The sequence below is a fragment of the Cytobacillus spartinae genome (genome assembly GCF_042865285.1).
Taxonomy (GTDB): domain Bacteria; phylum Bacillota; class Bacilli; order Bacillales; family Cytobacillaceae; genus Robertmurraya_A; species Robertmurraya_A spartinae.
This window is the reverse complement of sequence record NZ_JBIACK010000011.1, coordinates 123,350-136,299: the sequence shown is the minus strand read 5'-3', so window position 1 is coordinate 136,299 and position 12,950 is coordinate 123,350. Positions and strand designations below refer to the sequence as shown.

14 protein-coding genes are annotated in these 12,950 nt (G+C 36.8%); 1 reads left to right on the top strand and 13 read right to left on the bottom strand.

The window, feature by feature from the left end; translation table 11 throughout:
* Nucleotides 1–76 precede the first annotated feature (76 nt).
* Nucleotides 77–481 (top strand): GNAT family N-acetyltransferase, encoded by a 405-nt coding sequence (locus ACFYKX_RS19605; protein ID WP_389362802.1) that lies wholly within the window; start codon nucleotides 77–79, stop codon nucleotides 479–481.
* Nucleotides 482–544: 63 nt separating this feature from the next.
* Here the strand turns inward: ACFYKX_RS19605 and ACFYKX_RS19600 are convergent, their stop codons facing one another.
* The 13 genes from ACFYKX_RS19600 to ACFYKX_RS19540 all read right to left on the bottom strand — a co-directional run bounded on the left by ACFYKX_RS19600 (nucleotide 545) and on the right by ACFYKX_RS19540 (nucleotide 12,883).
* Nucleotides 545–955 carry a hypothetical protein gene (locus tag ACFYKX_RS19600; protein WP_389362800.1) on the bottom strand — a complete coding sequence of 137 codons (411 nt, stop codon included), beginning with the start codon at nucleotides 953–955 and terminating at the stop codon, nucleotides 545–547.
* Between the two features lie 148 nt (nucleotides 956–1,103).
* A complete protein-coding gene (locus ACFYKX_RS19595) occupies nucleotides 1,104–1,298 on the bottom strand; it encodes an IDEAL domain-containing protein (protein ID WP_389362798.1) in 195 nt (64 codons plus the stop codon).
* Between the two features lie 158 nt (nucleotides 1,299–1,456).
* On the bottom strand, nucleotides 1,457–2,266 hold the full coding sequence (gene zupT / locus ACFYKX_RS19590; protein WP_389362797.1) for a zinc transporter ZupT: 810 nt from the start codon (nucleotides 2,264–2,266) through the stop codon (nucleotides 1,457–1,459).
* A 323-nt stretch (nucleotides 2,267–2,589) separates the two neighbouring features.
* Nucleotides 2,590–4,116 (bottom strand): carboxypeptidase M32, encoded by a 1,527-nt coding sequence (locus tag ACFYKX_RS19585; RefSeq protein ID WP_389362795.1) that lies wholly within the window; start codon nucleotides 4,114–4,116, stop codon nucleotides 2,590–2,592.
* 127 nt (nucleotides 4,117–4,243) lie between these two features.
* On the bottom strand, nucleotides 4,244–6,196 hold the full coding sequence (locus tag ACFYKX_RS19580; RefSeq protein WP_389362793.1) for a GTP-binding protein: 1,953 nt from the start codon (nucleotides 6,194–6,196) through the stop codon (nucleotides 4,244–4,246).
* 75 nt (nucleotides 6,197–6,271) lie between these two features.
* Nucleotides 6,272–6,919, bottom strand: coding sequence for a DUF2085 domain-containing protein (locus ACFYKX_RS19575; RefSeq protein ID WP_389362791.1), 648 nt, complete (start codon nucleotides 6,917–6,919; stop codon nucleotides 6,272–6,274).
* A 65-nt stretch (nucleotides 6,920–6,984) separates the two neighbouring features.
* Nucleotides 6,985–7,203: a hypothetical protein gene (locus ACFYKX_RS19570; RefSeq protein ID WP_389362789.1), complete on the bottom strand. Its 219-nt coding sequence runs from the start codon at nucleotides 7,201–7,203 to the stop codon at nucleotides 6,985–6,987.
* A gap of 126 nt (nucleotides 7,204–7,329) precedes the next feature.
* Nucleotides 7,330–8,775: a DEAD/DEAH box helicase gene (locus ACFYKX_RS19565; protein WP_389362787.1), complete on the bottom strand. Its 1,446-nt coding sequence runs from the start codon at nucleotides 8,773–8,775 to the stop codon at nucleotides 7,330–7,332.
* 107 nt (nucleotides 8,776–8,882) lie between these two features.
* Nucleotides 8,883–10,430, bottom strand: a complete 1,548-nt coding sequence (locus ACFYKX_RS19560; RefSeq protein WP_389362785.1) for a polyamine aminopropyltransferase — start codon at nucleotides 10,428–10,430, stop codon at nucleotides 8,883–8,885.
* Nucleotides 10,431–10,558: 128 nt separating this feature from the next.
* Nucleotides 10,559–10,954, bottom strand: coding sequence for a DUF350 domain-containing protein (locus ACFYKX_RS19555; protein WP_389362783.1), 396 nt, complete (start codon nucleotides 10,952–10,954; stop codon nucleotides 10,559–10,561).
* An 18-nt stretch (nucleotides 10,955–10,972) separates the two neighbouring features.
* A complete protein-coding gene (locus tag ACFYKX_RS19550) occupies nucleotides 10,973–11,569 on the bottom strand; it encodes a DUF4247 domain-containing protein (protein ID WP_389362781.1) in 597 nt (198 codons plus the stop codon).
* Between the two features lie 82 nt (nucleotides 11,570–11,651).
* Complete coding sequence (locus tag ACFYKX_RS19545; protein WP_389362779.1) at nucleotides 11,652–12,323, bottom strand: PspA/IM30 family protein; 672 nt, start codon at nucleotides 12,321–12,323, stop codon at nucleotides 11,652–11,654.
* A gap of 50 nt (nucleotides 12,324–12,373) precedes the next feature.
* Nucleotides 12,374–12,883: a DUF4178 domain-containing protein gene (locus tag ACFYKX_RS19540; RefSeq protein ID WP_389362937.1), complete on the bottom strand. Its 510-nt coding sequence runs from the start codon at nucleotides 12,881–12,883 to the stop codon at nucleotides 12,374–12,376.
* Nucleotides 12,884–12,950 lie beyond the last annotated feature (67 nt).

The window sequence follows — 12,950 nt, the reverse complement described above, 5'->3', positions numbered from 1 at the left end:
TGGGGGTTTGTGTTTATGCTACTTTATAATTGATTCCATCTCTTCCACCTTTATTACTAATTGAGGAGATGAAATAATGATCTATAAAACATCACTTGAACATATTACACCTGAAATGTTAAATGTTTTTTTTGTAGGTTGGCCTAATCCACCGCAGCCGGAAACACACCTTAAGTTATTAAAGAATAGCTATAAAATCGTCGTAGCATTGGACGAAGAGACAAAGTCAGTTATCGGATTTATTTCCGCGATAAGCGATGGAGTCCTATCAGCCTATATCCCCCTATTGGAAGTATTACCTGAATACCAAGGACGTGGAATTGGTCAGGAATTAGTTAGAAGAATGCTATTGGAGTTAAAGGACATTTATATGGTGGATTTACTTTGTGACGAGAATCTACAAGCCTATTACGAAAAGGCTGGGATGGTAAAAGCAAACGGAATGTTAATAAGAAATTATGAAATGCAATCAGGAAAATAAGTAGTCACAATTTTTGATAACAAACACAACGTTAATCCCCCACAAAAATGTGGGGGATTTTTCTTACGCAACTTTAATTGCTTTACCAAATGGTACTCGAGGTAAAAAATCATCTGGAACTAACCAGAACAATTCAAAATCTACATTTTCCATGTCTTCATCAATAAATCCGGTTACGTCTGTAATATAAAACAATGTATCAAAGCCTTCTTCCTTTGCCCACTCTAACACTAAGGTATATGAAGATTTCCCATGTGTATAGTATTTGATTGTATCACTTTTCACAGGTTCGATACTTCTAATTTTAAAATCGGCCTGAACTAAAGTGGTGTCAGGCTTAACTTGTTCAAAAAGCTTGACTATGTTGTTTATAAGAATGCTTGGGACTTCATTTGTGGAAGTGTCTACTGCAAGTGCGACCTTCTTCCCTTGGCGTTGCTGTAACATGGACAGAATCATTTTATGCCATCTCAACACGACCAACCCCCTTATTGAACTTGAGCGAGCCATATTATTTTGAGTTAATCGGAAATACTTTATGATTGGATAATCTCGGTAAAATGGAGCCCAAGAACAAGCGAAAAAATAAATAGGCAACCATTTTGGTTGCCTAGAATTATTTTTATGAAATACTATTTAGTTCTTTAGTCAAACGCATGAATTCTTTCTTATTTCCATCGATCAAGGTTTGATCGATTTCCTGTTTTAATTTTTCCTTCTTGTATTCAAGTAAAGATTGTTTAATCACCCTGTCTGCAATTTGAGCATATTGTTCTTCTTCTGGTAGATGAGGTGAATTTAATAAATGCTTTTCCACTGGAAATCACTCCTTGATCTGTTTTTATTAATAATATCATAAATATTCTAAAAATTCAATCATTTAAACTTTGTTAATTTTTCGAAAATAATTTTATGGTAGTCATAAAAACTAAAAAGTCGAATGGGCTACATTCGACTTTTTAAACGTACATATATTTAGATAAACAGTAACAAACTAAGTGCCATGACGGCCATCCCACCGATTAAACCATAAATAGATAGATGAGCTTCATCATACTTTTTAGCTGCTGGTAATAATTCGTCTAAAGATATAAAGACCATGATTCCGGCAACTCCTGCAAAGATGACTCCAAACATAATATCGTTAAGAAACGGCATTAAGAATAAATATGCTACAATTGCTCCAACTGGTTCCGACAATCCAGATAGAAACGATAGCTTAAATGCTTTCTTTTTGCTTCCTGTTGCAAAGTAAATTGGGACCGAAACGGCAATTCCTTCTGGAATATTATGAATAGCGATTGCCACTGCTATAGCAATTCCTAAAGCTGGGTCCTGTAAAGCTGAAGTAAACGTCGCAATCCCTTCTGGAAAATTGTGAATCGCAATCGCTAGGGCTGCGAACGTCCCCATTTTTAAAAGAGCAGGATCTTTGACAGCATTGTCTGGTGAATTCATGTCCTCTACTTTCTTTATTTCATGAGGATTTTCACGCTTCGGTATTAGTTTATCAATTAAAGCAATTAATAGCATTCCACCAAAGAAGCCTCCGACAGTTGCCCAGTTTCCTAGCTTATCTCCCATGGCTCCTACAAGTGCATCTTGTGCCTTAACAAATATCTCTACCATCGAAACATAAATCATGACCCCAGCTGAAAAACCAAGTGCTAATGAAAGAAATTTTGTGTTTGTCGTTTTCGTAAAAAACGCTAACACACTTCCTATTCCTGTTGCTAGACCAGCCATTAGGGTTAAGCCAAATGCCAGCAAAAGATTGTCAACCATTTCCCTACTCCTCCTTATTATCCATTAGAATCTATATCTTTAAGACTGACTTTTATATTTCAAAAGGATCTTCGTACGCCATTAGCTGTGACCCTTTCCTTTCATAATCTATGCAGTAATTTAAAAAAGTTTCCACTACTCAACATTTTAATCCATATGAAACATACCTGACAACTATAATCGTATGAAAATTTTTACTCTTTATCATTTTTTGTGCGAGAGAAGGAAAGACAATCCGCTGTATTTAAGTACTTTTTAAAATTGCCTATAAAAAAAGTATGGCCTAAATTAGACCATACCTTTACATCATATACAGAAGCTATTTATAAGTTATACACTTTACTATATTTATTCTCTAAATATTCTACAAGATATTTCGCATTTAATTCTTCACCAGTCACTCTCACAATTAGTTCATTAGGAGTGTACAATTTACCATGCTGATGGATCTTCTCTCTTAACCAAGATTGGATCTCCGAGAAATCTCCATTTTCAATGGATGCTTCGAAATTAGGTAGTTCCTTTTTAATCGTATTTAGGATTTGTGCAGAGTACAGGTTTCCTAATGAGTAAGAAGGGAAGTATCCAAATCCACCGAACGACCAATGAACATCTTGAAGGACTCCAAGTGTGTCCGTATCTGGAGTAATCCCCAGGTAATCTTGCATTTTCTGATTCCATACTGTAGGAAGATCTTTTGTTTCAATTTCTCCCGCAATCAACGCTTTTTCAATTTCATAACGAACCATGATATGAAGATTGTATGTTAGCTCATCCGCTTCTACCCGAATGTAAGAAGGTTGAACAGCATTAATCGCTCTGTAGAAATCATCAAGGTTTACATCTTTCAACTGTTCAGGGAAATGGGTTTGAAGAGTTGAATAGAAATACTTCCAGAAGCTTTCACTTCTTCCGACCATATTTTCTAAGAAACGTGATTGAGATTCATGAATCCCAAAAGATGCTCCCTCTTGTAAGACGGTTCCTTCATATTTTTTGTCAACATTTTGCTCATAAATACCATGTCCTGCTTCATGAATCGTTCCGAAAATGGCTGAACGAACATTGTTCTCCAAATATCTTGTGGTTAATCGGACATCACCTGTATTGACTGTTTGAGCAAATGGGTGAACGGTCTCGTCAAGTCTCCCAGCTTCCATATCAAATCCGATAATCGGTAAGATATAACGATTAAATTCCTTTTGCTTTTCTACAGAAAAAGATTGTTCAAAAATCTCAACAGGTGGCTTATTCGAAGATTGCTGAATTTTCTTCAATAAAGCAACGCTTGTTTCTCTAAGCTTTGCAAAAATTGGATCTAATTTTTCAACCGTCAAACCAGGTTCAAATTCATTTAATAACGCATCATATGGATGCTTTTCATAGCCATAAATTTCTACTGCTTTCTTTTTAAAATCAACGATTTTCTCTAAGTAAGGAAGATATAAAGAGAAGTCATTTTTCTCACGAGCTTCCTCCCAAACGTCATTTGCTTGAGAAGTTAGAATTGCATATTCACGGTATAAATCTTCAGGAATTTGCTTAGATCTATCGTAAAAATCTTTTCTTTCTCGAACCCTTGCTTTCATTTCATCATCTAGAGTTACTTGTGCTTCAGGTGATGAAAGAACGTCAAGCAATCTTCCCATTTCTTCTGAAACGGTTAATTTAAAATGCTCCGTCATTAACGTTCCTGTTGCTTTAGCAAACTCTGCTCTTCCCTTTTTGGGAGCAATAACTTTTTGATCCCAACTAATTAAACCAGCAATACTCGAGAAATGAGTAATTTTCTCGTCCAATCTATTAAACTCCTCAACCGCTTTGTTTATTGATTGTTCTACAACTGTCATTTGTATGTACCCCCTATTTTTATCTACATTAAAAAACGACTATGTAGTTTATTTTATTTAACCATAAATTTTATCATCAATCAATTTAATTGCACTAATTTTCTCACAATTAAATTTCTCCCTATAATTATAAACCATGCATCAACTTCTCAGCTTCATCCCAGCTTACAGAGTACCCTTGTCCCTTTGAACAGAATATCGATGAAGATGTATATTCGCTATCAGCATCTTTTTTATAATTTATTCGATCGATCACTGCTTGTTCGTTATGGCAACGATCATAACCTGCAAACAGTAGATTAATGACCCCTTTACCGTGTGTAAATGAAGCCAGCTCCGTACTGTAGTTCATAAAGGTTGCTACCGGCACCTTACCCGTTATAATGGCTTTGTTACCATCTGTGACGGGGGTATCAAAGGAACCATGGGCAGTTTGAACATCAGATAGGACTCTACCCATTTGATCAATCTCTACTTTTATCCTATATTGATAGTAAGGTTCAAGAACAATATTCTTTGCTTTTTCAAGCCCTTGCCTCAAGGATCTGAACGTTGCCTCTCTAAAGTCCCCACCTGAAGTATGTTTATTGTGGGCTCTACCAGTTAACAAAGTGATTTTAACATCTGTGAGGGCAGACCCTGTTAACAATCCATGATGCTCCCTTTCAAATAGGTGCTGTTGGACTAGGTTCTGGTGTCCTACTAATAAATCATCTGCATGGCATTTATTTTCAAAAGTAACCCCGCTATTTCGTTCAGCAGGCTCTATTTTCAAATGAACTTCTGCATAATGCCCCAAAGGTTCAAAATGGCCGAATCCAATCACTTGGTCTTCAACTGTTTCCTTGTAGATAATTTCTGGATCTTCAAAGGAAACTTTGTAGCCAAATCGTTCTTTAACTAATTGTTCAAGAACTTCAAGCTGAATCGTCCCCATTACGCTAATATGAAGTTGCTGCAAGCCTTCCTCCCAAGTCACATTCAGAGAAGGATCTTCACTACCGAGTAGCTTGAAGTTATGTATAGCTTCTTTCATGTTGGTAGATGGTTCAAAATTTATTCTTGATTTTAAAGTTGGGACCAACTCATAAGTCGCTTTTTCCTTAAGAGCTCCTAAACCTTCTCCCACATGTGCTCCAGATAGACCTGTAACTGCAACTATCTCTCCCGCTTGTGCCTGATCAACCGGTTTAAATTTGTTGCCGCTATATACCCGTATCTGAGTTATTTTTTCAACTATTTCGTTAGGTTCTCTGCCGTAACTAATTTCCTCCCTAACTTTCAAAGAACCACTTAGAACTTTCATAAAAGTCACTCTAGATCCGTTATCTTCATGACGAATTTTATACACTCTTCCTGAAAACACTTGATTTTCTTTGTATTCAGTATATGTAAGCTGTTCTATATTTTCTAAAAACTCTAATACACCTGTGTCTTGAAGTGCGGATCCACTTGCACATGGAAAAATCTCACCGTTACGAATCATCTTTCTAAAATGATCTAACCATAGTGAATCATCATATCCGTTCTCTAGAAACTCATCCAAAAGCCTTTCATTTCTCTCTGCAAGAAACTCAATAAGCCCCGCTTCCATCTTACCCTTGAAAAAAGAGTCTGATAGATCACACACGTTCTCCGTTAGGTTTGACTTTATGTCTTCAATGACTCGATCCTTATCTGCACCAACACGGTCCATTTTATTAATAAAGAAAAACGTCGGTACTTTATGCTTTCTTAATAACTGCCACACCGTCTCCGTATGGCCTTCCAGTCCTTCCACCCCACTAATGATAATAATGGCATAGTCCATTACTTGAATAGCTCGTTCCATTTCAGGTGAGAAATCAACATGGCCTGGAGTATCAATTAAAAAATATTGAGAATCTTTATAGTTTAGTGTTGCTTGATCTGCAAATACGGTAATTCCTCTTTGTTTTTCAATCTCATGACTATCGAGAAATGCATCCCTATGATCCACTCTGCCTCGTTGTTTTATACTTTTTGTATGATAGAGAAGCTGTTCAGCAAACGTTGTTTTGCCTGCATCAACGTGTGCTAACAAGCCGATTGTTTTATTCATTTTTGTTACCTCTTAGGATTTGTCTGTCATCCTATTATAGCAAAAGCGTATCGGAAAGAGCGAGGCGAGATAGAATTAGACTTTTTCTAGAAGAGTGGAACTAATCGTGTGTAGATGGGACATGAATATTAAGCTGAGGACACTACATAATAGTGATAAGCTTATAGAGATATACCGCCTCTGGAACCTTTTAAAGAATAGAAAGAATAACAGTGACACCCAAACTACTAAAGTTAGTGTAAGGAACAGACTTAAAACACCAGCCGGTATTAAAGCTTGAAATACAAGGAATGATACGATTCCGGAACTTAAAATCGGGAGCAACATTTCATGCACCTTTTTAATGATTGGGATTTCTTCTATACTTCTCGCTCCTGACCTCAACAAAGGAACTAGAAAAAATGGTAAGGAAGGGCCAAATATGAACCCCGTTGTAATACGAGTCACATTATTTGATGGAAAGATAGTTAGATATGACCCTAATCCATCAACTATTAAGGGAAAAAGGAGTAGAAGGAGCATGAGGCTTAATTTAATGCTAGGTATAGTAGTTGCTCGGAACTTCTTTGTTAATGTGAAATAGATTAAAGTGCTGCAAATCCCTATATATATCCCTGTACATCTTGCACAAAACGGTAAAGAATGACCGTCAATTATAATACTCCTCTCTGGAAGCTGATGACAAATCGCTTTTCCAATAAAAAAGCTAATTTCTTCTAACATACGTTCACCCCCCATATATTAAGAAAAACCTAATCCAGCTATATGAATTAGGTCTCTATTGGTTACTAATAGCCTACAAAAGCAGGCAAAACAGAGAATGTAGTTGCTGCAAACCAACAAATACAGCTTAATACAATGGAAACAATTCCAATTATTAAGCATGTCTTACCTATTTGCTTCTTCTCAGGATCCTGATCATTCATCCAAACAATCCCTAGTACCAAACCTACTACAGGTACGAAAAATGAAAGCAAATAAACGACGACTCTAAGTCCACTTGACATATTCTCCCCTCCCTAATAATCCATCTTCAAGACCTAGTCTAATATGTATGTAAAGAAACAAGAGAACTTGCTTGTACGCTGACATTTCAAACTATATAAAAAAACTGAAGGAGCTCTCCCTCAGTTTTACTTTCTTGCAATGTGAACTTTTAATTGCTTCCCTTTAATAGTTGTATGCTTTAAAGCTCCTAATACCAATTGACCTTTTCCATTTAAGATATCTACATAGGATGCTTGGTCCTGAATGGAGATAATTCCAATATCATCTGCTGTAACTCCTGGTATTTTGGCAATCGTTCCCACGAAATCTAACGCTCTAAGCTTCTTCTTTTTCCCACCATTAAAATATAACTTCATAATATCTTTGTTTAACTCGGCACCTTTGTCTTCTTTTATTGTAGGTTCTTCATTTATTTTTTGTTCAAAGGTAGCTTTCCTTGTTTCAACTAGTTCTTTTGATGGAATATCCAATTTCGGAATCTCAAACCCTATGTACTCTTCTATATCTGCTAAAAATCGATCTTCGAAAGGGGTAACAAAGGTAATCGCTTTTCCACTTTTTCCAGCACGGCCCGTACGTCCTGTTCGATGTACATAGCTTTCTTTTTTTAAAGGAATATCATAATTTATAACGAGAGAAATGCTATCAATATCAATTCCCCGTGCAGCTACATCTGTTGCAACTAAATAACGGAACTCTCCTCTTTTAAAATCGTCCATTACATCAAAACGATCTTCTTGATACATTCCGCCATGGAGCTTGTCACAGGGGTAATTAAGAACGTTAAGTTCATCGATTAACAGATCAACACGCTCCTTCGTATTGCAGAAGATAATGCAGCTATCAGGGTTTTCCACAATTGTTAGATCTTTTAGCAAAGAGAGTTTATTTTGATCCTTTGTCACGATCGTATAGTGATCAATTTTATCTGTAGTGAGTCCTGTAGCTTCAACCTCAATTTTCTCAGGTTCCTTCATGTACTTATTACATAAGTTTTCTATGTCCTCTGGTAATGTAGCAGAAAAGAGCATTGACACTCTTTCACTAGGCAACTTTTCAATGATCGCCTCAACCTGTTCTATAAATCCCATATCCAGCATCTCATCAGCTTCGTCAATAATTAAGTAATCCAATTTATCAACAACAAACGTACCTTTTTCAATGTGGTCTAAAACTCTTCCCGGAGTCCCTACTACGACATGCGTTTTCTGCTTTAATTCTATTCTTTGTTTTTCAAAGGGTTGTTTTCCATAAACAGCTGCCGCTTTAATCCGCTTAAATCTACCTATATTCGTGATATCCTGTTTTATTTGAGCAGCTAATTCCCTAGTTGGAGTGAGAATAAGTACTTGAGGTTTGTTTTCTTCCCAATCGATCAATTCACAAATGGGAATGCCAAAAGCAGCAGTCTTTCCACTTCCAGTTTGTGATTTTACGACTACATCCTTTTTCCTTAACGCAATAGGAATAACTTGTTTTTGGACCTCGGTCGGATGTACATAGCTAAGACTAGATAAAGCTTTTAATATCTCTTCACTTAGTTGATATTCTTTAAAATGGTTTTCAATCATGATTAGGCCTCGTTTTTTAGTAATATATGTAGTAAATAGGTTTCCTTTGTTTATAACGCATATTCATAATCTCATAAATAAAAGAGCATTACAAAAGACGTAATGCTCTAGTAGTTTCTCCACGCTTCAATATATTTTTCTAAAAGGATTGGATTAATTAGAGTATTAACCTCTATATCGACCGGTTCTCCCTTTTCATTAATAATTTCCTCGTCAATGTCTTTGCCGAACGAACGAAGACTACTCAAGACCTCTGGTGTTAAAAACGCAGTGTCTTCAATAAGTGTAATTTTCTCCCAATCAACCTGTTCTCGCTTTGCTACAACAAAGCCCCAATCACCAAAACTAGGAATATCAACATGAAGATTGGATGTATGAAGTCCTGCTTCTTGAACAGTCCTATTAATACCCCAGTAGACTTCTGTTGCAAAAGTTGGACTCGTCCCCTGAATCATTGCGGTTCCACCAGGCAGCAAATGGTTTCTAATTAATTGGTAAAACTCTAACGTATACAACTTAACTAGTGACTCGTTATTTGGATCAGGTAAATCAACTAGAATGACATTGTAAAGCTTTGAGGATTGCTCCAGGTAGTTAAATGCATCCTCATGAACAACTTTAACTCGCTCATCATCAAACGCATGCTGATTTAGTTCAACAATATCATGATTCGTTTTAGCTAGCTCTACCACTTCCGGATCTAAATCCACGACAGTAATCGTTTCAACGTCATCATATTTTCTTAATTCACGAATGGCTAAGCCATCTCCACCACCTAATATGAGGACATTTTTTTTATCATTCGTAAGTCCCATAGCTGGATGGACCAAGGTCTCATGATATCTGTACTCGTCTGATGAACTAAACTGTAGTTGCCCGTCTAAAAATAGCCGTAAATCTCCCTGTTCCTTCGTAAGGATGATTTGTTGATAGTTGGTTTGATCATTATAGATGATGGGGTCCCGGTATAGCTTTTGCTCAAAAGAGAACGCCATCTCCTCTCCAAAAAACACTCCAGCTATAAGAAGAAGAATGATGGTAATTCCTGCTGCACCGTGTACTCTGACCCTTTTTATCTCGTCTTTAAAATAGTTTAATAACCAAAGTGCAACGCATGCATTTACCAATGCTACAACAAAAGCGGTTTTAACTAAACCTAACTGTGGTCTTAATAAGTAGACAAATAGAAGACCACCAATTAAACCACCTGCATAGTCAGAAAACAGAACGCGTGCTGCACTTCGGTTCAATGTTTCACCAATTTCATTCGCTTTTCGGATCAGAATGGGAAGCTCAACACCTGTAAACGTACCTACTAATATGGTGATGGTGTAGAGGAAAAATGCATCCGTACCATCTCCAAGAAAAGCGGTTACCCCAAAAAGGAGAAAAGTTGAAAAGCCTCCGATGATGGCAATAAGATACTCAATCCACACAAACGAGACAATTAGATTTCTAGTGACTTTTTCACTTATGTATGCGCCAATCCCCATTCCAGTAAGAAAGAGGGAGATGGTTAATGTATACTGCTTCACACCATCTCCCAAAATATAAGAACCAGCGGCTCCAAATAACACTTCAAAAATTATTCCACAAATCGAAACAATCCCAGAAGACCAATAAATGGCCTTTGTTTTCTTTATTCCATCTTGCATGTATCCAATTCCCTTCTTCTGAGAGAATTCATTCTATTGTTTTAGTAGTATACGGCATCAGATGCCCTCTTTAGCACAACAACCACATACTTGAATAACACCCTGAATCTTCACCTATAGAAATCAAGTTACGTAATCGAAGCCCCGATAACAAAAGCTAATCCTATTGACACCGCAAAAGTGATAATTCCAACAGCCAAGTTTCCTTTCTTTAGCTGCTCTTCAACAGAAAATTTTCGAGTAAACGCCTCAAATAATAGGTAAGCCACCATTTGAAGCACAATCCCTGTTACTCCCCAAATCAATGTATCTAGTATTTGTGAGCTGTGATAAATAGAGAATGCGAGGATAATACATATCCCAATAATTTTTCCAGCAATCGATAATGCTACTGCTTTATTCCCGTTTAAGATTTCATCCCAATCCTTGTATTGCTTCGTCAACGCTTCAAAAATAACCAAACCAATTAAGACAATAATGATAGCAAGTGCAAAATACATAACTGTTAATAAAAATGGTTCCATTCTTTTTGCTCCTTTCTCCTATTTCCCTGCTCCAGGTCCTCCACCACGAACGTTTGAGCTTCCTCCTCTTACAGTTGGTGTCTTATTAATGCCCTTAAAACCTCCACCAGTACCGTAATAACCTCCATAACAGTTCTCTGGATATTGTTTGCATTGCTGATTTCGTTTCTTACCCCAATCATCTACATCCAATACTTCATCAAGTACCCAAAGAAGAAATAATCCATCAAAAAAGTCTGGGCTGTAATTATTTCGCACAAACTCTTTATTGGCAACCTCAACAAACGTGTTAGATGGATTCTCCAGATCCTCAGTAATAATGACAAATAAGTCATTATAAATTAATACTTGTTTGCCTTCTTTGTTCTCACTTATCTCTACCGGCTGTTCATGAGAGATCAAGTTAGATGCAACCTGTTCAATCGATTGATTTTCTGCTACATAAATCTCAGAAAAGTTAGAGGAGTCGGTAACACTTGAAACGGTATCATGAAGTATGTATTCATTGTTAATAAACTCCACTATTCCTTCTCTAAATAGCTCATTTGCATTGGATGAGCATGCAGATAAAATCATTGAAAAAGTGAGAATAAGAGCAAGAAGTGGTCTTTTCATCGCTTCACCCACTTTCAAAAAACTTAAAGGCTGACCTCTACAAGGACATTTTGATCAGCCCTGTCTACATGTAATTATTACTTTACTCTTTTCCAAGCTTCTTCTTTAAAGCAGCCAACTCATCATCTACACCTTGTGATTTGTTTAATGCTGCTAGTTCATCATCTAAACTACGACTAGATGAACGAAGATCTTCACTTGTTTCAGCCTCGGCTTCGTATCTTAGTACCTTTTCCTCCATACGATCGAATCCTTGTCTTGAATGATCTCCACCAATGCTAGACATCGCTCTGTTCATTTTTGTTCTAGTTTTAGCCGACTCAGCTCTTGCTTTAAGCGAGTCCTTCTTTAACTTCATTTGATTGTACTCGCTCTTCATCTCATCTAGCTTTGTTCTTAATGAATCCGCATCCTGCTTCGCTCTAGTATACGATTCCTTTAAAGATTCTGCTGTTGACGCATGAGCTTTTTTATCTTCTAAAGCTCTTCTTGCTAAATCTTCATTTCCAGCTTCTAAAGCTTGAATAGCCTGCTCCTCGCGCTTAGATGCCATTTTTTCCGCTTCTTCATATTTTCTCTGAAGCATTTTTTCATTAGCGATTTGTTTTGCTACCGCTGCTTCTGCGTCTCGAATATCGGCTTCCATTTCACGCATAAATTGGTCTAGCATTTTTACTGGATCTTCTGCTTTATCTAACATAGCATTTAACTCGGAATCTACAACCGTTTTTACTCTTTTAAAAAATGAAAACATGTGTTCATTCCTCCTAAAATTGTGTTTTGAATGAAGCTGCAATTATGAATTTAGCTACTACCTGCTATGATTTTAATCTCATACTCCTCAATCTCAAAACCATAGCTAGCTTCTACTTCGGATCCCCAAATTTCTACTGAAAGAAAATGCTCTTCATCTTCGTCGCAGTAATCAAAATACTTACAATCGATATTGTTTACATTTCTACCTCTGCCTTCACCCACAACCCTAGCTAAACCAGATTCATCCAGGTAATATTTAATGCCATCATAAGTAATTTCCTTAGGTAAAGGTTCTTGTAACTTTAATGGTATCTTTTTATAAATACCGACATAAAGCTCATCATCCATTTCAGCACTTAACCAAATCGTTTTAGTCTGTCCTTGAAGCTGATAGGCTACCCATTCAAACCCATGATCATGGTAAGTGAGTTTACCTACTACTTCATAGTCTTCAAGGTCGTAGGTCACGATATCTCCAACCTCTATTGAAAGGATATTTCGTTCCTTCACTACAGGGATATTTTCTTTTTTTCCGAAAAGTTTTTTAAAAAGACTCAGGCGAATCACCTCCCAATACCAGAATTCCCTTCTATACTTACGAACGAATCCGTAAGATGTTTCAAAA